Source organism: Flavobacterium akiainvivens (genome assembly GCF_001278115.1).
GTDB lineage: Bacteria > Bacteroidota > Bacteroidia > Flavobacteriales > Flavobacteriaceae > Flavobacterium > Flavobacterium akiainvivens.
On sequence record NZ_LIYD01000005.1, the window covers coordinates 1,470,109 to 1,491,351 of the forward strand.

Genomic DNA, 21,243 nt, shown 5'->3' on the forward strand with positions numbered 1-21,243 from the left:
AAATAAAAATGTTTAGATTAGACAATAAAAAAGCGGTAGTAACCGGTGGCGGCAGTGGAATAGGCCAGGCCATAGCGGTAGTGCTTGCAAAACAGGGTGCCGAGGTGCACATTTTTGAAATCAGCCAGGAAAATGCAGCGGCTACAGTAGCGCTTATTTCGGCTGAAGGAGGTACTGCAACGGTGCATACCGTAGATGTATCAGACCAAAAAGCAGTAGTTAAAGCTTTTGAGGAGATAGGAAAACTCAACATACTGGTTAACAATGCAGGTATTGCCCACATAGGTAAAGCCGACAACACCCCTGAAGACGATTTTGACCGTGTTATGCGCGTTAATGTAAAGGGTGTTTACAACTGCCTGTTTGCTGCCATACCACAGTTGCGCAAGGCAGGTGGCGGGGTTATCATCAATATGGCTTCTATAGCTGCTTTGGTGGGATTGCCGGACAGGTTTGCATATAGCACTGCCAAGGGCGCAGTTAAAGCCATGACCATGAGCGTGGCAAAAGACTATATTGCCGAGGGCATACGTTGCAACTCAATTTCCCCGGCAAGGGTACATACCCCTTTTGTTGACGGCTTCCTTCAAAAAAACTATCCTGACAATATTGAGGAGATGTTTGACAGGCTGTCTAAAACCCAGCCTATAGGCCGCATGGCAAAGCCGGAAGAAATTGCCGCACTGGCATTGTACCTGTGCAGCGATGAGGCTTCGTTCATTACCGGGGTAGATTACCCTATTGACGGCGGTTTTACGACTTTAAATAATTAAAAACAGTTACGGCTTATACATAGGGTTTCATCAAAAATCATGAAATTCGTAACAAACAACATATCTTATGAAACTAATCCGATTTGGAGCGCCGGGACAGGAAAAACCGGGTGTACTTATAAACGAAAAACGCTATGATGTATCGCACCTTGTAGCCGATTACAATGAGGCATTCTTTGCAGGCGATGCCCTTGAAACCCTGAAACACGACGTTGAAAAAGGCGGTTTGCCCGAGGTATCGGACAGCGAAAGGCTTGGCGCACCCCTTGCAAGGCCATCTAAGCTTATATGCGTGGGGCTTAACTACAAAGACCACGCGGCTGAGACTAATGCGCCAATACCCTCTGAGCCTATTTTGTTCTTTAAGGCAACTACAGCTATTGTAGGGCCTAATGACGACCTTATCATACCTAAAAACAGCACCAAAACCGACTGGGAGGTGGAACTGGCTATTGTAATAGGCAAAAAGGCAAGCTATGTTGATGAGGCCGATGCCCTGAACCACGTGGCGGGCTATGTGCTGCACAATGACTACAGCGAGCGTGCTTTCCAGATTGAGCGCAACGGGCAGTGGGTTAAAGGCAAAAGCTGCGATACCTTTGCACCGCTTGGCCCATGGATTGCCACACAGGATGAAATTGAAGACGTGCACAACCTGCGCCTTTGGCTTACCGTAAACGGTAAAAAAGTGCAGGACGGCAGCACGGCCAACCTTATTTTTAACGTGCCGTTTATTGTAAGCTACATCAGCCAGTTTATGACGCTGCTTCCGGGCGATGTTATAACAACCGGTACACCCGCAGGTGTGGGCCTTGGCATGAAGCCGGAACCGTGGTACCTTAAACCGGGCGATGTGGTAGAGTTGGGTATAGATGGCCTGGGCAGCAGCAAACAAAACGTAAAGGCTTACCAGTAATGAAACGGTATTGCCTTGCCCTTGACCTGGTAGACAACCCTGTACTGATAGCCGAATATGAAGCCTATCATAAGGCGATATGGCCTGAAATTACCGAAAGTATTAAAGGCAGCGGTATTGAGGCTATGGAAATTTACCGCACCGGCAACCGCCTTTTCATGATTATGGAGGTAAACGAAGAGTTTTCCTTTGAAGCCAAGGGCGCTGCCGATGCCGCAAACCCAAAGGTGCAGGAATGGGAAAACCTGATGTGGAAATACCAACAGGCACTACCCAACGCTAAGCCGGGCGAAAAATGGCTGTTAACGGATAAGATATTTTCCCTTTAAAACCACAGGCAACGCCTTGATATGGATTTACATTTAAAAGATAAAGTTATAGTAGTTAGTGGCGGCGCCAAGGGTATTGGCGCTGCCATTACGCAAACACTGGCAAACGAAGGCGCGGTGCCTGTAATTATAGGCCGCAGCGAAGAAGACAATAAAACGTTTGCAAACGAAATTATTGCTGGTGGCGGTAAAGCCGGTTATGTAACGGCCGAGCTTACCCAGCCTGAAAACTGCAAGGCGGCAATAGAAACCATTATAGCGCAATACGGCCGCATAGACGGGCTTGTAAACAACGCCGGGGTAAATGATGGCATAGGGCTTGAAAACGGCTCTTACGACGGTTTTATGGCATCATTACATAAAAATGTGGTGCACTACTACCTGCTGGCCCAACACGCCCTGCCCGAGCTTAAAAAATCAAAAGGCAGTATAGTAAACATAGGCAGTAAAACCGCCGAAACCGGCCAGGGAGACACATCGGGTTATGCGGCGGCAAACGGTGCGCGCAACGCCCTTACGCGCGAATGGGCGGTAGAGCTCCTGCCCTACAGCATCCGTGTAAACGCGGTTATTGTGGCCGAAGCATGGACACCGCTTTATGAAACCTGGATTAACACATTTGATAACCCGCAGCAAAAGCTGTATGCCATTACAGCTAAAATCCCCCTTGAGAAACGCATGACCAAAACAGCCGAAATTGCCGATATGGTGGCCTTTTTACTGTCGGAAAGGTCGGCGCACACAACGGGCCAGCTTATTCATGTAGACGGCGGCTATGTGCACCTTGACAGGGCACTGTAACTAATTTAAATACCAATACCCCAACACCCTTTTGTAATGAAAAAAATCATTGCCCTGCTCCTGCTATTCCCGTTTATACCGGTAACCGCACAGGAAGTTATATCGCCCAACAAAAAAATTTCGGTGCAAATTGATGCCAGCCAGGGCAACCCGGTTTTCAGTATATTTTATTCTTCAGGTAAAAAGCAGGTTGTGGTTTTGCCGCAGTCGCCACTGGGCATAACACGGAGTGACGAAGCCTTTACAACAAACCTGAAACCGGTTAGTACTTCTAAACCCGCAACCGTAAAAGAAAAGTACACAGCACTTAGCGGGAAAAGGAAAGAACGTGAAAATATTGTTACTGAACGTATTTTTACATTCACCAACCAAAATAATAAAGTTGTCAATATTATTTTCAGGGCTTATAATGATGGCGTTGCATTCAGATATGAGTTTCCTGATGATACAAACGCCCCGGTAAACGTTATAAGCGAAAATACCACCTTTATACTGCCGGAGGGCACACAACGCTGGACGCAGGCTTTTGAGCCGTCTTATGAGGGTTTTTACCCCGAAACGACAACCGGCAAAGGCAATGACAAACAGGAATGGGGTTTCCCGGCGCTTTATAAAGTTACCGGCCAGCCGGTTTGGGTATTGCTGTCGGAAGCAGGATTATCGGCAAATAACTGTGCGGCCAGGCTTAGCAATGCGAAAAATCCAAACCATTATAACGTAACCTACCCTGAAACAAGGGATAACTTTAAGCAGGTAGGCGCTGTGGGCACGCTGCCGTGGCAGTCGCCGTGGCGCACGCTTATTATTGGGGCACTGGCTGATGTTGTTGAATCTACCCTGGTAGACGATGTAAACCCGCCAAGCAAAATACAAGATACAGATTGGATAATACCCGGCACAGAATCATGGGTGTACTGGGCTAACAACCATGGCTCTAAAGACTATAAAAAGCTGGCCGAGTATACTGACCTGGCTGCTAAAATGAACTGGCCCTACACGCTTATTGACTGGGAATGGGACGTGATGGAAAATGGCGGCACTATTAAAGACGCGGTTAACTATGCAAAATCTAAAGGTGTAAAGCCGCTTATGTGGTACAACTCGGGCACATCATGGCTGGAGCCCACACCGTGGGACAGGCTACTGACACCCGAAAAGCGCCAGAAGGAATTTGCCTGGCTTAACGAAATGGGCATTTACGGTATTAAAGTCGACTTTTTTGCCGGAGACCAGCAGGACATGATAAAGTATTACATAGATATTTTAGAAGACGCTGCCAAGTATAAGCTATTGGTTAATTTTCACGGGGCAACCGTGCCACGGGGCTGGGCCCGCACCTACCCACACCTGCTTACCTATGAAGCCGTTTATGGTGCCGAATGGTACAACAACAATGCAACCCTTACCACTAAAGCCGCAGGCCACAACGCCACGCTGCCGTTTACCCGAAACGTGGTTGGTTCTATGGATTATACACCCGTAGCGTTTTCAAACAGCCAAAACCCGCACATAACCTCTTATGCGCATGAGCTGGCATTGGCCGTATTGTTTGAGTCGGCCCTGCAGCATTTTGCTGATAGCCCGGAGTCTTTTTACAAGCAGCCTGATTATGTACAAAGCTTCCTGAAAACGGTACCCACCACCTGGGATGACACCAGGCTGCTGGACGGCTACCCCGGAGAAAAAGCCATTATAGCCCGTAAAAAAGGCAACACATGGTACATAGCCGGTATTAACGGAACAGATACCGCACAGGATTTTACGGTAGACCTCATCACTATAACCAATAAAAAGACAAAGCTTGAACTGATAACCGATGGTGCAGATGATGCTTCATTCGCAACCAAAAGCATCACGCTTAAAAAAGCTGAAAAATTACAGGTTAGCTGCCTTCCACGAGGAGGTTTTGTGGCGGTACTGACTGAATTTTAAGCAAATAGTGTTATTTTTAAGTTTATAGACATTTCAAAACCCTACAGTTTACAGGCGGTTTCGGTAAAAAATAAAAAAAGTGCAAAAAAGCTTGTGCAGTACATTTTAATTGCCGTAAATTTGCCTAACGGTGTTAAGTGATTTAAACACTTATAAATCATGGGAAGTAAAGAACGTATTTTACGACAAAAAGAACAAACCCGTGCCAACATCCTGAAAGCTGCAAGGCAGATTGTAAAACAGGAAGGATGGCAGGGCCTGAGTATGCGTAAAATTGCCGACAAGATTGAATATACCGCCCCAATTATTTACGAATACTTTTCGAGCAAAGAAGCCATATTGCAGGAACTGACCTGTAAGGGTTTCCAGCTCCTTTCTAAAGACCTTGAAGAGGCGAAGAAAAAACATACCAACCTTGACGACCAACTTGGGGGTATGTGGATGGCTTACTGGGATTTTTCGCAAAAAAACAGGGAAATGTACCAGCTTATGTATGGTGTACAAATGACCTGCTGCGCGCAGGGAACCCCGGAAAGCGACCATCCGTATGACCTGATTGCCGATGTGATGAGCCAGATTATGAAGAATGATGATGAAGACCTGGTAATGCAAAAATACTTTACGTTCTTTTCGGTTATCCATGGGCTTATTTCCATCAACATGCTTAGCGAAGGCCTGGGTGATGACATGAACAAGCAAATACTTAAAGATGCCATAGTGGGTATAACCCGCACGCTACACACGTAGCTTTTTTTTACACTTTTACTTAACACTGTTAAACCATTTTAATATGATTAGCTACATGCCTGTAACCGGCATATTTTTTAAACCGTTTACTTAACACCGTTAAATACCTTTAGTATGATTAAGATGCCCCAACCGGCATATTTTTTAAAACCATTACTTAACACCGTTAAATACTTTTTGTTAGGTTAACACCACATTTTTTTCATTTACACTTAACATCATTAAATTAATTAATATCGTTATGAAGCCAATAAACCAGTTATTATCAGTTGCAGTGCTTGCGCTGCTATATGCCTGCTCGGGCAACCAGAACCCGGCAACACCCACGGCCCAGGCAGTACCTGTGCCCGTATATAATGTAACCACCCACGATGCCTTTACCTGGCAGGAATATCCGGTAATGCTTGAGGGCCGTACCGATGTGGAAATCCGCCCGCAGGTAGACGGATACCTGCAAAGCGTGTTTGTAGACGAAGGCGCTTTTGTAAAGGCCGGGCAGTCTATTTTTAAGATAGAAGACCACCGCTACCGCGAAGCCCTAAACAACGCCACAGGTAGCCTTAATGTCGCCGAAGCAGCGCTTATAAATGCAAAGCTTGAGGTAGAAAAACTTACCCCGCTGGTAGACGGCAAGGTAATCAGTGAGTACCAGCTGAAGTCAGCCAAGGCAGCGCTTAAGATTGCTGAGGGTAACAAAAAACAGGCCGAGGCCGCTGTGGCATCTGCCCGCATTAACCTTGAGTTTACTACTATTAAAGCCCCGGTAAGCGGCTACATTACCCGCCTCCCTAAAAAACAGGGCAGCCTGGTTTCGGCAGCAGACCCGCTACCGCTAACCACGCTATCAGACAATGCCGAGGTACACGCCTACTTCTCAGTTAGCGAGGCCGATTTTACAAAATTCCGCGCTACTTATGAGGGTACCACCCTTAACGAAAAACTAAGCCACCTCCCTGCCCTGTCGCTTGTACTGCCCGATAATACCGAATATGCCCAAAAAGGCCGTATTGACATGGTAGACGGACAGTTTAATAAAACCACAGGCGCCATTACGCTAAGGGCGAGCTTCCCTAACGCACAGGGGCTGCTACGTGCGGGTAACACCGGTAAGGTAAAGCTTGGCCTGCCACACGCGGGTGCAGTGCTTGTACCGCAGGCATCAACCGTAGAGCTACAGGACAAGATATTTGTGTACACGGTAGACAAAGCCAACAAAGTAGCCAAAACACCTATCACAATCTTAGGAAAATCGGGTAATGATTACCTGGTTAAAGACGGTGTAAAAGCAGGCGACCGCATTGTGTATAAAGGCTTTGAAGGCCTTCAGGATGGCGTAACTGTTGCCCCTGAAAAAATCAAACCGGAAGTTGCATCTAAATAATTATCAGCTAACGACTTAACATCAATTAGACATGCTTAAAAAATTTATAGACCGGCCGGTTTTGGCTACGGTCATATCCATCCTATTGGCTATTTTGGGGGTAATTGGCGTTACCGCACTGCCACTGAGGCAGTTCCCGGACATAGCCCCGCCGGCAGTCCAGGTTACAGCATTATACCCCGGTGCCAATGCCGAAACCGTACTGCGCTCTGTAGCGCCATCTCTGGAAGAATCGATAAACGGCGTTGAGAACATGAGCTACATGACCTCAACCGCCAGTAACGACGGCTCACTCGTAATAACCGTATACTTTAAGCTGGGCACCGACCCCGACCAGGCCGCGGTTAACGTACAAAACCGGGTATCGCAGGCTACCAGCCAGCTGCCAAGTGAAGTAATACAGGCCGGTGTTACCACCGCAAAACAGCAAAACAGCCTTATCATGGTGGTAGACCTGTTTAGCGAAGATGCCTCAAAGTATGACCAGACGTTTTTGGCCAACTATGCCCAGATAAATATTATCCCTGAGATTAAGCGTATTCCCGGTGTGGGGCAGTCCATCATTTTTGGTGGTAATAAAGACTACTCTATGAGGGTGTGGCTTAACCCAAGCCAAATGGCATCGTACAACATTACACCAAATGAGGTTATGGCCGCCATACAGGACAAGAACCTTGAGGCCGCCCCGGGTAAATTTGGTGAAAACAGTACCCAGTCGTTTGAATATGTAATTAAATACAAGGGTAAGCTTAACAAGCCCGGCGATTATGAAAACATTATAGTGCGCACCAACCCAGACGGTACCATGCTGCGCCTTAAAGATGTAGCCAAAATTGAGTTTGGTGCCTATACCTACGGTAACTTTACCCGTGTAAACGGCAAGCCGGGCGTTAACATAGCCGTTATGCAGCTGCCGGGTTCTAACGCTAATGAGATACAGATTGCCATAGACGAACTGATGCAAAAGGCCTCGAAGCAATTCCCTAAAAATGTAAAGCACCTTATACTGTATAATACCAAAACCATGCTCGATGCCAGTATTGAGCAGGTAGAACACACACTTATTGAAGCCTTTATACTGGTGTTCCTTGTGGTGTATTTGTTTCTTCAGGATTTCCGTTCAACATTAATCCCGGCCATTGCGGTTCCGGTGGCGTTGCTGGGTACGTTCTTCTTTATGTCGATATTTGGGTTCTCTATTAACCTGCTTACCCTGTTTGCACTGGTACTGGCCATTGGTATTGTGGTAGACGACGCCATTGTGGTGGTTGAGGCCGTACACTCCAAGATGGAGCACCGGGGGCTTTCGCCAAAGGCAGCAACCACATCGGCCATGAGCGAAATTACAGGTGCCATTATATCTATTACACTGGTTATGTCGGCCGTATTCCTGCCGGTAGGTTTTATGGAAGGCTCAACAGGTGTATTCTACAGGCAGTTTGCCTTTACACTGGCCATAGCCATTATTATATCTGCGGTTAACGCGCTTACGCTGAGCCCTGCCCTTGCAGCACTATTCCTTAAGCAGCATAACCCCAACCATGCCAAACCGGGCCATGACGGCAAGCCATATAAAGCGCCTACGTTTAAAGAAAAATTCTTTACCGGCTTTAACGCCAATTTTGATAAGCTAACCAACCGCTATGTGGGCAGCCTGCGCTTTTTAGTGCGCTACCGCTGGGCCACACTGGGCAGCCTTGCCGGGCTTATTGTACTAACCGTATGGATGGTACAGCGCACACCGTCAGGATTCATCCCAAGCGAAGACCAGGGCTTTATAGCCATATCGCTGTCAATGCCTGCGGGTACATCATTAGACCGTACCACTGCCGCCATGAAAGAAGCCGAAGACGCGCTGGCGCCTATGGAGGCCAAACGCACGCTAATGGGACTTTCGGGTTTTAATATACTTACACAGTCTTCAAGCCCATCGTTCGGGGTGGCATTTATACTGCTTAAGCCTGCCAAAGAACGCGGCGCCATACAGGACATTAATGATGTTATGAACGATGCCCGCCAAAGGCTTTCGGCCATTAAGGGGGCTAACTTCTTTGTATTTACCTTCCCTACCGTGCCTGGCTTTAGCAACGTAGACGGCCTTGACTTTGTATTGCAGGACCGCACAGGCGGCTCGCTGGGCAAGTTTAGCGAAGTGGGTAACAAGTTTATTGGCGACCTGATGCAGCGCCCTGAAATAGCCGTGGCGTTCACGTCTTTCCGTGCCGACTACCCTCAGTTTGAGCTTGAAGTAGACGACGTAAAAGCCGAACAGCTGGGCGTAAGCGTGCGCGAGCTGATGCAAACCGTACAGGCCTACTACGGTAGTGCCCAGGTAAGCGACTTTAACCGCTTTGGTAAGTACTACCGCGTTATGGTGCAGGCCGAAAAAGGTACACGCTCTACGCCTGAGTCACTTGATGCGGTATTTGTAAAAAACAAAACCGGCGAAATGGTGCCTGTAAACACGTTGGTTAAACTGGTGCGTGTATATGGCCCTGAGAATGCCTCGCGTTACAACCTGTTTAACTCTATGGGTATAAACGCCATACAAAAACCGGGCTACAGCTCTGGAGATGCCATTAAAGCTGTGGAAGAAGTTGCGGCTGCATCCCTGCCGGAAGGCTATTCTTATGAATTTTCAGGTATGACAAGGGAAGAGATATCATCTGGCGGGCAATCGGCCATTATCTTCGGCCTGAGCCTCATATTTGTGTATTTCCTTCTGGCAGCACAATATGAAAGCTACATACTGCCGCTGGCCGTTATCCTGTCTATCCCTACGGGTATCTTCGGGGTGTTTGCCGCCATTGGCATGACGGGCATATCAAACAACATTTATGTTCAGGTGGCGCTGGTAATGCTTATTGGCCTCTTAGCCAAAAACGCCATACTTATTGTAGAGTTTGCCGTACAGCGCAGGCGGGCGGGCAAATCGCTCTTATCAGCATCGCTTGAAGCGGCCAAGCTAAGGCTTAGGCCAATTATCATGACATCGCTTGCCTTTATTGTGGGCCTCGTACCCATGATGAGCGCCACCGGGCCATCTGCACAGGGTAACCACTCTATTAGTATAGGTGCAGCCGGCGGTATGATTGCCGGTGTGGTACTGGGCTTGTTTGTAATCCCTGTACTGTTTATCGTATTCCAGTATTTGCAGGAAAGGGTTTCGCGTAAAGCCGATGAGCCTGAAACTGCACTTGAACCCGAACTTATAAAATAAAACCAATGAAAACAGTTAGTTATATATTCCTGCTGCTTACACTTATAGCGTGTGGCGTGTCTAAAGATACGCCCGTGCCGCAGCAGGAACTCCCCGAGGCATACCGCAATGCGTTTGCTACCGATACCACCACGATTGCCGATATTAAATGGGATGCCTTTTTTACCGACCCAAAGCTACAGGAACTTATAAACCGTACCCTTACGGGGAATTTTGACCTGCAACTTGCGGTTAAGAATATTGAGGCTTCAAGACAACTGTTGCGCCAAACCAAGTGGGGGCAGGTGCCGCAGCTTAACGCTTACGTTACGGCAAATACCAATATTCCCAGCGAAAACAGCCTTAACGGGCTTAGCATAAACAACTTCCTGGGCACCAGCCATATTGAAGATTACAATGCCGGCCTACAACTATCATGGGAAGCCGATATTTGGGGCAAGATAAACAGCCGCAAAAAAGAGGCGCTTGCTACCTACCTTAAAACTGAGGAAGCCCGCAAGCTGGTTCAGGCCAACCTGGTAGCCAGCGCAGCACAGGGCTATTACAACCTGCTGATGCTTGATGCCCAGCTTGAGGTTGCCAAAAAGAACCGCGGCCTTAGCGAAAATACTGTAAGCATGGTTACACGCCAGTTTGATGCCGGGCAGGTTACCCACCTTGCCGTGGAGCAGGCCGAAGCCCAAAGGCTGCGCGCCGCACAAATTGTGCCCCAGCTTGAAAAGGAAATTATACTACAGGAAAATGCGCTGAGCATACTTACCGGTACACTTCCGGGAGAGATTGAGCGCAGCAGCCTTACTACCGAAGACCTGCATGCCGAATTGCCAACCGGTATACCTGCCGCCCTGCTAAGCCACAGGCCCGATGTTAAGGCACAGGAATATGAGCTTAACGCTGCCAATGCCCGTGTGGGTGTTGCCAAAGCATCTATGTATCCGTCACTTAGCATAACCGCTAACGGTGGGCTAAACTCCTTTAAAGCCAATAACTGGTTCAACATGCCGGCATCGCTTTTTGGATTGGTTACAGGTAGCATTGCACAGCCCTTACTACAGGGTCGAAGGCTGAAAACACAATATGAAGTAGCCAAAATTGAGCGCGAAAAGGCTGTGATAGGCTTCCGCCAGCAGGTACTGGTTGCCGTGGGCGAAGTGAGCGATGCCCTTGCCGAAATTGAAAAATTAAAAGAAGAGGTGGTGTTTGCACAGGAACGGGTAACCAACCTGCAAAAGGCCGTGAGCAATGCCGATAAGCTGTTTGCCAGCGGGCTTGCCACCTACCTTGAAGTAATAACCGCACAAAGTAACGTACTACAAAGCGAGCTTGACCTTGCCGCTGTAAAAAGGAACCGGCTTGCCGCCGAAGTGAGGCTTTATAAAGCACTTGGCGGGGGCTGGAACTAATGGTGTTTCATTGATGTTAACTGTGGAAGCTGCCCGGATAAAACCGAGGCAGCTTCTTTTTTATAAAAAAAAAGCAATAAAGATAAAAGTGATTAATAATGAGTAGTTTACAAGAATGTAAAATTTAGTCGGTAATGATTTAGTAATGGTGCTTATTGCATTCGTTTTTATTCCATTTCCTTGTAAATCATATCAAAAGTACTGAAAATTAATTTGTCTTCGATACGCTTTTCGTAATTTTAGCTAAGACCATTGATTAGTAATGTCTATAATGACCTTTTTAGTTAATCTATTGTGCTGCATCAATATTTCGATATTGGCTATGAGAAGTCCCTGTGTGCCTTTTAAAAAATTTCCCAATATTGATTGTTCCATAAAATCCGATGCAATCTGACTAATGGACAACTCTGAAGTTGATAGCAAGACTTTTGTTTCAAATAGAAAGCCTCATTAATTAACTCAACTGTAGTTTTGCCTGTACTGTAACTTCCTTAAGACTTTTGCAAGATGCCCAGGTATAATACTCATGGCGTTTGAATAAAAACTTACTTCCTTATGTTTTTTAAAACTGTCATTCAGAATATTAAAAAAGCGCAATGCTATTTCCTCCTTTCGATTTATGTATAGGGACTCTCTTTTATTGGTAAGAACATATTGTGCTGCAATCCTGTAAAACAATGCATTAAATGTGTATTGGATTATTTCTTTCCGAAATGGTGATAATGGTTCTTTTCTATTTTCTTCTTTTAATTGCCTAGCAAGGCTAATACATACTCTTAGCTCTTCTGTATCAATCTTAAAATTTGGAATTGCAACTTCATTGGATGCAAAAAATGATATCGCATTAAATTCATTTTTCTCAACAGCATTATTGCGTAAAAATCTACGGTAAAACCAATGAATTTGATCCTGAAGTTTTCAATAAGACCGTCAACGTCAATCTCAATCTCAATGGTGTTTTTTTTGGATTGAGAACTGTTATTCCTGTGATGAAGAAACAACAATAAGGAAGAATAGTAAACGCTGTTTCAGTGGTAGGGTTAAGAGGAATTTTAAATTCTGCGGCATATGTTTCAACAAAACATGCGGTTTCTGTTATTACTAAAACTGCAGCTATAGAAGTTGCATCACATGGTATTTCCGTTAATGCAATTGCACTAGGAGCAATATTAACTGCTATGATGCAAGATGCTTTGGACCAGATGAATCCCGAAAATCCAAAACAAGCAGAGCTGGAGTTTGCAAAAAACAATATATCTAAGCGTTTGGGATTGCCTGAAGAGGTTGCAAAGCTTGTAGTATTTTTATTAATTGAAGACTACATAAATGGCAAAATATTGCCATCGATGGAGGACAGTCCAATGCTTACCTTTCATAAACCTAGCCTATTCGAAAGCTATATAAATTATTAATTTTCTATGTAAATGTCCATCAATAAGAGATAGTGGTTTGCTTCTTATTGATATTATTAAATTAGGTAGCTGTAACAAAAAATGATCAACTCAACTATTAACAAGCTAAGATTACAGCCAATAATTATTTAGCAAGACAGTTTATCTTTTTATAAGGGCAAAGACAATAGAGGTATTTCACTATTTGAAATCATTATTCTTGTTTTACTTCTGTGAACAAAGGAACCCCAAAAGCCATATCTGTAAGGAATCATTATTAGTAAGTCTGCATTTATACGGCTTATTTCACTTTTAATTGCTTCGATTACTTTGTCTGATTCAACATTTTTGTAGGAATAATTTGTTCCATGTAAACCTTGCTCAACAGAGTGCAGAATATTAATTTCATCTTGTTCATCAAAGTTATGATCTGTTTTCCTACTGGCGTGAAAAACTTCTATTTCTGCACCAAGTCCATTAGAGATATCTTGTACTCTTTCAAAAATTGTTTTATGTATCCCTCTCTTTATGTCACATGCGAAGAGAATATTTTTTAGCCCCTTATATACAGCATTTAATGGCACAGCAAGCAATGGAATTTTGATACTTTGCAGTACTAACGTTGTTGTGTTGCCTAAAATATCCTGTTCTAAAGATTTTTTAGGCATCCCCATCACTACAATGTCAGCATTTGTCGAATTGATTGCATTATTCAACTCTTCCTGGAAATCACCGATACTCAAAACAGGTAAAACCTCAATATCATACTCCTCCGACAATCTCTTTGCTTTTTTAGAATGCTTATTTTTGACCGATTTTACCAGTTCATCCATCGATGATGCCGACATGCGAGAATTTTGTGCATGGATAGAGATATGGTACAAGTGAAAAAGAATAATTTTGGCACTCTTCTCACTTGCATACTTTACGGCATATATTGTAGCGTTTTCAGCTCCTATTGAGAAATCTGTTGCAACGAGTATTGTTTTCATAAAGAATTATGATTTTTAATTAACAGTATAGTTGAATTATAGTTAGGATCTCTTCTTCCATGTAAAGATGAAAACTATATTGCAAAGATACCAAATGGTTGGTATCTTTGCAATATATCACTCAATATTTATTGTTGTATATTTATTTAAAATATTTAAAGGAAAGAATGCCTAATTCATATATAAGAGATTGATGAACAACAACTATAAGAGAAAAAAGGATCCGGTTGAAAACCGAAGATTGATTCTGGAAACAGTTATTGAATTGGCAGATAATCTTGAATTAAGTCAGATATCTTTTGATGCTTTAGCCAAGAAGTGTGGGCTAAGTAAGGGTGGGATAATTCATCATTTCCATACTAAGGAAGCTATTTTTGACACACTATTTCAAGAGACATTTGACGAATATAGAGGTTGGGTGGAAAAGGAAATGAGATCGACAAATATATCAAACCCTTCAGTTGCTTTTCTGAAAGTAAATATGAGATGCCGAGATGATCAAAATTATAAAAAGTTGATGAAGGTCATATTCAAATGTCTTGCAAACAATGACGACTATTGTCAACAATGGAACAAATGGTTTTCACACGATATAGTTGGTGGCCTGAATGAAGACGATGAAGTCAATGTTCTATTGGGATCACTTATTGCAGTTGGATTTTGGACTATGGATACATTGGGATTATATGCACTGAACCAAAAGAAAATGGAGAAGATATTGAATACTTTGCACAAGTAATTATTTCATTTACATTAAAAGCTTATAAAGTTAATCCGAGCAATCTGATCTGCTTTTCCTTCTGCAGACTGGCTCTGTTTTTTGGTTGATATGGCCAGTATCTTTGTTGTAAATAAATGTGATTAATAAAAAAAAGATTAGTGTTGCCAAAAGCAGCTAATAGATAGTGGTTTACGAGAACCGGAAGTACTATCGGTAACGATTTGGTAATGGTGCTTACTGCAATCCGTTTCATCTGATTACCTTGTAATTCATTTCTGCAAATTTAATAAATAGGATGGATTATTTGGACTTTATCCTTATGATTTTTAGCGTAAAAGAGGCGGCTCAAAAGCTCGAACCGCCATTAACTTTAAGATGATCGCCATTAATGTATGAAGCTTCTTCTGAAGCTAAAAATGCCACTACACGTCCCACGTCTTCTACTTTTCCCAATCTTCTGAAAGGCGAATTGTCGCGAACGAGCTGTTTAAAATCTTCCGAGATCGTAGCAATAACACCGGCTTCATCAATCACTCCCGGCATAATGGAATTGACAGTAATATTTCTAGGCCCCAATTCTTTGCTCAAAATATCAACGAATTTTTTACCGGCACTTTTGCTAGACGCATAGACTGCTGCTCCCGTTTCTGAATTAAGGGTTTGTGTAGATGATATTAAAATAATTCTTCCGTTATCGCTCACCTGTTTTGCAGCTTGTTGCATGACAAAGAAAGTTCCCTTCACGTTCAGGTTATAAATCCTGTCAAAGTCATTTTCGGTATAATCTGTAAATAGTGTGTCCACCATTTCAACACCTGCATTAGCAACGACGATATCAACCTTCGCAAATTTATCTAAAGCTTTTTGAAAAAGCTTTTCAATTTCCAAAGGTTTAGATACATCAGCCTTGATGATCTCAACATTCACGCCGTATTCTTCTAAAGCGATCCCTGTTTCGGCAGCCGCTTTTTCATCTGAACCGTAATTTAGAATAAGATCGACGCCATGCGATGCTAATTTTTCGGCAATTCCCCTGCCAATCCCTTTGGTAGCCCCCGTTACGAGAGCTACCTTTCCTTTTAAATCAGGATACATATTTGCTAATTTTAGTTATTGGGCAGAAACAGGCCAGCTACCAGTCTGTGCAAACATCCCTAACCAATCTTCCAGATGCCAGGTTTTCTCCAGCTTACCATCTTTGATATGATGAAATTCATGGATGGTAACAGTTAGCTTTTTACCCGAAGCCGGAATGCCCATAAATTCATTATTGTGCGTGAAAACCATTTCTGCACGCACACCTGCACGTTCGTGTGAACCAAATATTTCGTGTATATTTACCTGAACATCTGGAAATGCCTTCACGAAACCCTGTACGAGGGCTTTGTAGCCTTCCGGTCCATCCTGTTGACCCGGTGCCAGCGGAATATCCTGCCAATCCGGTGCTAAAACTTTATCTACCACAGTGTAGTCGTGCTGGCTGAATACACCATAAAATGCTTTTAATGTTTTTATTTCCTGTTCTGTCAATGCTTTTATAAATCCTGACGGTATTTGTTCTGTATTCATTTTTTTTCTTGATTTTTTTGGTTCAATTATTCTGTTATAACTACGATTTTGCCGGTTGCCCTTCCTGATTCAACTACATTTTGAGCCTCTGCCAACTCATCGAAAGTGAATGTCTGGGTAACCTTTGTTTTGACTTTTCCTGATGCTAATAAAGAGGTAATTTCCTTTAAGTTCTCGGCTGAGGAACTTACAAAAACGCCAAATCCTGCTATCCTCGCGTCCAGAAGTGATGACTCCAATGCTTCTGCAAAATGAGGCTGCAGATAAACCAAGCGTCCACCTAAATGAATCACTTTAGTCGAACGCCGGATGTGCTCTACCGAATTAATGGTGTCGATCACCACATCTACTTTCCCCAATTGTTCTTCGAATGGAGCTTTGGTATAGTCCAAGAATTCATCAACGCCTAAACTTCTCACAAAATCCTCGTTTTTAGCTGATGAAGTGCCGATCACGTAAGCGCCTAAATTCTTAGCGAACTGCACCGCAAAATGTCCTACACCGCCTGATGCTGCATGTACCAATACTCTTTCACCTTGTTTTACGTTAGCTTTGGTAACTACGGCTTGCCAAGCGGTCAAAGCGGCCATTGGCGTAGCGCCAGCCTCTGAAAATTGGATATTTTCTGGTTTAAGAACCAATTGATCTTCGGTTGCAAGTACCTGAGTGGCATAGGTACTTCCCAATCCCGGCATGCTGATGAGTCCGAAAACTTCGTCGCCCGGTTTAAAGGCCGTGACATTCTCGCCCACTTGTTTTACCACACCGGCAACATCCCAGCCTAAGATGACCTGTTCAGGTATATGTCCTCCAGTGATCATATTCAGCATAAAATCGCTGTTACGCACCTGAACATCTGCAGGATTGATACCAATGGCCTTAGTTTCTATTAAAACCTGACTGCCGGTAGCCTCCAAATCATTCAATTGCACTTGTTTGACGTTTTTTATACCTCCGTTTTTTTCTAAAATATACGCTTTCATAATAAATTATTTTATCTTTTTAATTGATGAAGCAAAATTAGAATGAATGGTAACAGCAGAAAAGATGCAATCAAACCGAAAATGGTCAAAATCAAACAGGATTTACATCCTGTATTGATGTGGTGTGGTGGTGCTATATTTCTTGAAAAACTTAACGAAATTAGAAGTATCCTCAAAGCCCAGACACCAGCCTATTTCGGAAATATTCCAGTTGGTATGCTTTAACAGTGCCCTGGCTTCTGTGCTTAAACGTTCGCCAATCAATTGTGAGGTAGTTTTTCCTGTGGCTTCCTTCAGCACCCGATTCAGATGATTGGTGTGTATAAACAACTGATCAGCAAATTCTTTGGGGTTTTTCAGTTTTACCTGCTGCATGGTAGATTCTATAGGAAATTGTCTTTCCAGTAGTTCATGAAAGAGAGAGCTTATTCTACTTACTGCATTCGATTTGCTTTGATCATCGATTGTTAACGCAGGTAAAAGCCGCAGCCCGTTATGGATGAGTTCAAAAAGCTGATTTCGCAACAGATCATATTTGTAAATATACTCCGATTCGATTTCAGTAAACATTTTGTTAAATAACTGCATAATTTTATCCATTTCTTGATCTGTAAGATCGAGGATGGGTGTTCCTCCAGGCTGATAAAGCGGGTAATCTTTGATATTGCCATATCCTTTCATAAAGTCTTCCGTAAACACACAGAAAGCCCCCGTAGGCTGTATGTTTTCCGGCGTCCAGTTATACGGAATCTGCGGATTGGCGAACATTAACATATTATGCTTTACGTGGTACGTGTGATCGGCATATTCAACGATGTGAGGCCCGCGGATCAAGGCAATTTTGTAATAATCTTTGCGGCTGTAGGGCATCGGAAACGCAGGTGCAGGACCGGTATAGTCCTGCATCGTAAACACATTGAAGTGTCCTGTTTTCTTAAAGATTTCACTGGGAAGTATGCCTAACTTTTCTTTGTAAAAAGTTTCCAGCGATTCATTTTCGTTCTTCATTGTAAAATTAAAATCTCAGGATTATGCCATCGCACCATTCGCGCCTATGATTTGCCCGGAAACCCATTTGGAATCATCGCTCGCCATATTGACGATGAAGTTAGCGATATCTTCAGGCTGTCCCAATCTTCCAAAAGCATTGCTGGCTGCTAACCTTGCCACATCTTGTTCCGATTTTCCATCCAGAAAGAGTTCAGTCTCGGTAGGTCCCGGTGCGACCGCATTCACATTAATTCCACGGATGCCCATTTCTTTTGCAAAGATTCTTGTAAACTGCTCCACAGCACCTTTTGTTGCACAATAAGTACCATAGCCAGGGAAAAGCGTGCGGGTAACTGTAGAGGTCAGGTTGACGATACTTCCATTATCATGCAATTTTGTAGCTGCTTGACGAAGGGTGTTAAAAACGCCTTTTACATTAATGTTGAACATCTTATCAAAATCTTCCGTAGAGGTTTGTGCAATAGGTTTGGTCATCATAATGCCGGCATTATTGATGAGTATGTCCAACTTGCCGAACGCAGCAATAGCTTCATTAAAAAGATTTTCAACTTCGGTTTCTTTGCTTACATCAGCTTTTAAAGCAATCGCTTCGCCACCGAAAGCTTTAATTTTCTCAACAACTTCTTCTGCAGCATTTTTGCTTCCATTATAATTTACGATCACTTTCGCTCCATTTTCTGCTAAGACTATTGCGGTAACTGCTCCGATTCCTTTGGATGAGCCTGTTACTAAGGCTACTTTTCCATTTAATTTTTTCATAATATTTCTCTTAATATCAATGCAAAGTTAGTTTTAATTAAATTCAGAAAATAGGCGAATTCAAACAGTAGTGGGTAAGAATCAAGCAGCTCTCAGTTTTAGCATACTTTTAAGTTCAGCAAGTTTTGCACTTTCCTCAGTCCTTTGTTTTGTCGCCATATTCTTTTTGACATGTAGTAAAAGAAATGATTTCTTTGTCAGTTTCTGTGAGCAAATATTCTACCATGGGTGGAGCCTTTAGATTCTCCGGAACTCTAATGCGCAGGAAAACAAAATGCTTAAGTAATTATTTTGTTTTGGTCATTCGAAATGTCTTATAAAATAATGAGATGTAGGATAAGAAATGAAGTCCCTTTCGATAATGTAGTTAGCCGTCACTAATTGAATTGAGTTCTATATTGTTGTGGAGTTTGTTTGGTTTTTAATTTAAACAATCTGCTGAAAGATTGGGGTTGCTCAAAACCTAATTCAAATGCTATTTCGGAAATGCTACTATTTGTAGTAGCTAACTTGTTTTTAGCATGATAAATCATTTTATCGTGAATCAACTGTTGCGTATTTTTTCCAGTAAGGTTTCTTAGTAAATCACTGAGATAGCTGGCAGACATGTGCAAATGATCAGCTAAATAATTAATAGTTGGAATACCATTGTTCATAGCCATATCATGGCTAAAATACTCTTCTAATAATTGATCTATGCGTTCGGTAAGGCTATGATAATTCTGTTTTCTGGTTAGGAATTGTCTTTTGTAAAAACGTTGGGCATAGGTTAATAATAGTTCAAGTTGGGAGACGATTACATCGTGGCTCATTTCATCAATACGATTTTCAAGCTCTTCTTCTATATTTCTAAACAACGCAACTATTGTTTCTTTTTCTCTTTCAGAAAGGTGCAATGTTTCACTTGTGGCATACGAGAAGAAGTGGTATTGATTAATCTTCTGACCTAAGGGATAAGGTACTAAAAAATCAGGATCAATGAGTAATGTTATTTGTGGACTTAGCACTTTTGGTTCATCAATATCCTTTTCCTGATTGTCTTCGGCTGACGAAAGCATCTGCTGGGGGGCGATGAAAAACAAGCCGCCCTCTTTAAAATCGAATTTTGTATGACCATAAATAAGTTTGCCGCCTGCATTAGGTTTAAAAGCTATTTTGTAATAACTCAATACGTGAGATTTTTTAGGTGCAATCCCTACAACTGGCCTATCAACACCATTTAATAAAGTAATTAAGGGGTGCTGGGGTGGTGGAAATCCGGATGCCTTCATCACATCGCTCAATGTTTTAAATCTTATTGGGTCTGATCCTGCTTTTTTTGAAGCCATATTCTAAAAAATCTGTTCTACAAGTTAATTAATATTCGCTTTTCTTTTTCAGAAAGAAAAGCGAATAGAATGTCTTCTGATGAAATTTATACAGCTTTATCCTTGAGCTGCTTCGGATATTGCTTTCCATGCTTCCCACTCATCTATGCGTTCTGCATAGATCTGCTTGATATAAGGTAGATCATTCTTACCCAATAATAGTCTTAAAGGTGGTTTTTCCGCTTCTACCACAGCAAAAATCGCTTCAGGAGTGGCTGTAGGATTTCCTCGCTCCAATGTTTGTAGGTTTGCCATCAGATTGCTTTTCAATTCATCATAAATACCTAAGTTTTTACTTGCCATTTTTAGCGAATCAGGACTCCCAAATTCTGTATTATACGCACCTGGTTCAATCATTGTTACTTTAATGCCCAAACCGGCAACTTCTTTCGAAAGACTGTCGTATATAGCTTCTATGGCAAATTTTGAAGAACAATAATAGCCAATAAGTGGATTGCTATAAATACCAACGGCACTGGATGTACCCAAAATATGACCATAACCTTGCGAACGAAATATAGGTAGTGCAGCCTGTATCACGTGGATAGACCCCATAATATTGGTTTCATACATCTCTTTTACCTCATCGGTATGGCTCTCTTCAATAGTTCCTACCAAAGAATATCCGGCATTATTAACTACGACATCCAACCTTCCAAAATATTCTTTAGTGTGTACTATTGCGTTTTGGACTTGTTCAGGATTTGTCACATCCACTTCAAGGGTTAACACCTGATCGCCATATGTTTCTTTCAATACTGCGATACTGTTTACATTGCGTGCCGAAGCGGCAACTTTGTCTCCACGTTTCAGAGCAGCTTCAGTCCATATTCTTCCGAAACCTCTCGATGATCCTGTGATGAACCACACCTTTTCTGTTTGTCTATTTTCCATTTTTAAATTGTTTGAATTTGTTATGCAAAGTTGGTTCTAAATGGACAAGCATGC

General features: G+C 42.9%; 19 protein-coding genes. 11 read left to right on the forward strand and 8 right to left on the reverse strand.

All coding sequences use genetic code 11. The annotated features are described in order from the left end of the window. Positions 1 to 8 precede the first annotated feature (8 nt). From AM279_RS06495 to AM279_RS06545, 10 genes are all read left to right on the forward strand, one after another. Entirely contained in the window at positions 9 to 773 is a 765-nt protein-coding gene (locus tag AM279_RS06495) for an SDR family NAD(P)-dependent oxidoreductase (RefSeq protein WP_054406934.1), read from the forward strand. 67 nt (positions 774 to 840) lie between these two features. Beyond that, positions 841 to 1,689: a fumarylacetoacetate hydrolase family protein gene (locus AM279_RS06500; RefSeq protein WP_054406935.1), complete on the forward strand. Its 849-nt coding sequence runs from the start codon at positions 841 to 843 to the stop codon at positions 1,687 to 1,689. Continuing rightward, positions 1,689 to 2,018 (forward strand): L-rhamnose mutarotase, encoded by a 330-nt coding sequence (locus AM279_RS06505; protein WP_054406936.1) that lies wholly within the window; start codon positions 1,689 to 1,691, stop codon positions 2,016 to 2,018. The genes AM279_RS06500 and AM279_RS06505 overlap by 1 nt, the downstream gene beginning before the upstream one ends. A 21-nt stretch (positions 2,019 to 2,039) precedes the next feature. Next, on the forward strand, positions 2,040 to 2,819 hold the full coding sequence (locus AM279_RS06510; RefSeq protein ID WP_054406937.1) for an L-fucose dehydrogenase: 780 nt from the start codon (positions 2,040 to 2,042) through the stop codon (positions 2,817 to 2,819). A 36-nt stretch (positions 2,820 to 2,855) separates the two neighbouring features. Next, positions 2,856 to 4,751: a glycoside hydrolase family 97 protein gene (locus AM279_RS06515; protein ID WP_054406938.1), complete on the forward strand. Its 1,896-nt coding sequence runs from the start codon at positions 2,856 to 2,858 to the stop codon at positions 4,749 to 4,751. 159 nt (positions 4,752 to 4,910) lie between these two features. Continuing rightward, complete coding sequence (locus tag AM279_RS06520; protein WP_054406939.1) at positions 4,911 to 5,498, forward strand: TetR/AcrR family transcriptional regulator; 588 nt, start codon at positions 4,911 to 4,913, stop codon at positions 5,496 to 5,498. Between the two features lie 241 nt (positions 5,499 to 5,739). Continuing rightward, entirely contained in the window at positions 5,740 to 6,879 is a 1,140-nt protein-coding gene (locus AM279_RS06525) for an efflux RND transporter periplasmic adaptor subunit (RefSeq protein WP_054406940.1), read from the forward strand. A 31-nt stretch (positions 6,880 to 6,910) separates the two neighbouring features. Next, entirely contained in the window at positions 6,911 to 10,099 is a 3,189-nt protein-coding gene (locus AM279_RS06530) for an efflux RND transporter permease subunit (protein WP_054406941.1), read from the forward strand. A 5-nt stretch (positions 10,100 to 10,104) separates the two neighbouring features. Continuing rightward, positions 10,105 to 11,502, forward strand: coding sequence for an efflux transporter outer membrane subunit (locus AM279_RS06535; protein WP_054406942.1), 1,398 nt, complete (start codon positions 10,105 to 10,107; stop codon positions 11,500 to 11,502). A 1,013-nt stretch (positions 11,503 to 12,515) separates the two neighbouring features. Continuing rightward, positions 12,516 to 12,914, forward strand: a complete 399-nt coding sequence (locus AM279_RS06545; protein ID WP_262494145.1) for an SDR family oxidoreductase — start codon at positions 12,516 to 12,518, stop codon at positions 12,912 to 12,914. 149 nt (positions 12,915 to 13,063) lie between these two features. Here AM279_RS06545 and AM279_RS06550 read toward each other — a convergent pair whose 3' ends face one another. Continuing rightward, positions 13,064 to 13,885, reverse strand: a complete 822-nt coding sequence (locus AM279_RS06550) for a universal stress protein (protein ID WP_054406945.1) — start codon at positions 13,883 to 13,885, stop codon at positions 13,064 to 13,066. A 193-nt stretch (positions 13,886 to 14,078) separates the two neighbouring features. Here AM279_RS06550 and AM279_RS06555 point away from each other — a divergent pair, with 193 nt between their 5' ends. Continuing rightward, a complete protein-coding gene (locus AM279_RS06555) occupies positions 14,079 to 14,624 on the forward strand; it encodes a TetR/AcrR family transcriptional regulator (protein ID WP_054406946.1) in 546 nt (181 codons plus the stop codon). A 327-nt stretch (positions 14,625 to 14,951) separates the two neighbouring features. On the opposite strand, the gene AM279_RS06565 is transcribed toward AM279_RS06555, so the two are convergent. The 7 genes from AM279_RS06565 to AM279_RS06595 form a co-directional block, all read right to left on the reverse strand. Further along, positions 14,952 to 15,701, reverse strand: coding sequence for an SDR family oxidoreductase (locus AM279_RS06565; RefSeq protein WP_054406948.1), 750 nt, complete (start codon positions 15,699 to 15,701; stop codon positions 14,952 to 14,954). A gap of 15 nt (positions 15,702 to 15,716) precedes the next feature. After that, positions 15,717 to 16,175, reverse strand: a complete 459-nt coding sequence (locus tag AM279_RS06570; RefSeq protein ID WP_054406949.1) for an ester cyclase — start codon at positions 16,173 to 16,175, stop codon at positions 15,717 to 15,719. A 26-nt stretch (positions 16,176 to 16,201) separates the two neighbouring features. Further along, positions 16,202 to 17,158, reverse strand: a complete 957-nt coding sequence (locus AM279_RS06575; protein WP_054406950.1) for an NADP-dependent oxidoreductase — start codon at positions 17,156 to 17,158, stop codon at positions 16,202 to 16,204. A 102-nt stretch (positions 17,159 to 17,260) separates the two neighbouring features. After that, positions 17,261 to 18,166, reverse strand: a complete 906-nt coding sequence (locus tag AM279_RS06580; RefSeq protein ID WP_054406951.1) for a helix-turn-helix domain-containing protein — start codon at positions 18,164 to 18,166, stop codon at positions 17,261 to 17,263. A gap of 21 nt (positions 18,167 to 18,187) precedes the next feature. After that, complete coding sequence (locus tag AM279_RS06585) at positions 18,188 to 18,928, reverse strand: SDR family oxidoreductase (RefSeq protein WP_054406952.1); 741 nt, start codon at positions 18,926 to 18,928, stop codon at positions 18,188 to 18,190. Positions 18,929 to 19,305: 377 nt separating this feature from the next. Then, positions 19,306 to 20,256 carry a helix-turn-helix domain-containing protein gene (locus AM279_RS06590; RefSeq protein WP_054406953.1) on the reverse strand — a complete coding sequence of 317 codons (951 nt, stop codon included), beginning with the start codon at positions 20,254 to 20,256 and terminating at the stop codon, positions 19,306 to 19,308. 96 nt (positions 20,257 to 20,352) lie between these two features. Beyond that, positions 20,353 to 21,189, reverse strand: coding sequence for an SDR family NAD(P)-dependent oxidoreductase (locus AM279_RS06595; RefSeq protein ID WP_054406954.1), 837 nt, complete (start codon positions 21,187 to 21,189; stop codon positions 20,353 to 20,355). Positions 21,190 to 21,243 lie beyond the last annotated feature (54 nt).